1 protein-coding gene is annotated in these 1,162 nt (G+C 71.8%); it reads right to left on the reverse strand.

The annotated features are described in order from the left end of the window. On the reverse strand, positions 1–1,040 hold a 1,040-nt coding region (locus tag AC1DOC_RS34490), incomplete at its 3' end, for an efflux RND transporter permease subunit (protein WP_478131686.1). Positions 1,041–1,162: the final 122 nt, after the last annotated feature.

Below are 1,162 nucleotides of genomic sequence, written 5' to 3' on the forward strand. Positions count from 1 at the left end.
AGCTCCAGCTGCACGTGCGAGACCGAGGCGCGGATGCCGGTGGTGCGGTCGCTCAGCACCTCCACCTTGAGCGAGCCCGGCAGCGAGGCCTGCAGCTCGGGCAGCTGCTTCTTGATGGCATCGACCGTGCCGATCACGTTGGCGCCGGGCTGGCGCTGCACGTTGAGGATGATGGCCGGGTACAGCACGGGTTCCCGCTCGCCCACGCGCAATGCGGCCCATGCGCCCAGCTGCGTGTTCTCGGCCCCGTCGACCACGCGCGCCACGTCGGTCATGCGCACCGGCGCGCCGTTCTTCCAGGCGACGATCAGGTTCTTGTAGTCGTCCGCCGTCACGAGCTGGTCGTTGGCGTTGATGGTGTAGGCCCGCCGCGGTCCGTCGAAGCTGCCCTTGGCACTGTTGGCGTTGGCCGCGGTGATGGCGCTGCGCAGCGTGTCCAGCCCGATGCCCACCGACGCGAGCGCGTTGGTGTCGGCCTGGATGCGCACGGCCGGCCGCTGCCCGCCCGAAAGCGACACCAGCCCCACGCCGCCGACCTGGCTGATCTTCTGCGCGAGCCGCGTGTTCACGAGGTTCTGCACCTCGGTGAGCGGCATGGTCCCGGAGCTCACGGCCAGCGTGAGGATGGGCGCGTCGGCCGGATTCACCTTGGCATACACGGGCGGCGCCGGCAGGTCGGCCGGCAGCAGCGAGCCGCCGGCGTTGATGGCGGCCTGCACCTGCTGCTCGGCCACGTCCAGCGTCTGGTCGAGCGCGAACTGCAGCGTGACGATCGACACGCCCGCCGAGCTCACCGAGCTCATGCGGTTGAGCCCCGCCATCTGGCCGAACTGGCGCTCCAGCGGGGCGGTGACGGTGCGGCTCATGACCTCGGGGCTGGCGCCGGGGTAGAGGGTCTGCACCTGGATGGTCGGGTAGTCGACCTGCGGCAGCGCGGCCAGCGGCAGGAGCCGCAGGCCCACCAGGCCGGCCAGCACGATGGCGACCATCAGCAGCGCCGTGGCCACCGGCCGTTCGATGAAGGGGCGGGAGGGGCTCATCGCGGACGCGCTCGCTTGTTCCGTGGGTTGCTGTTGCTGCCGGTCATTGCGGCGGACGCTGGCGCCGCCGCTCCCCACCGCCTTCGCCGCGCTGCCCACGCGGGCCCGAAGCCGCACCGCGC

The organism is Variovorax sp. 01T439_2, from assembly GCF_056398445.1.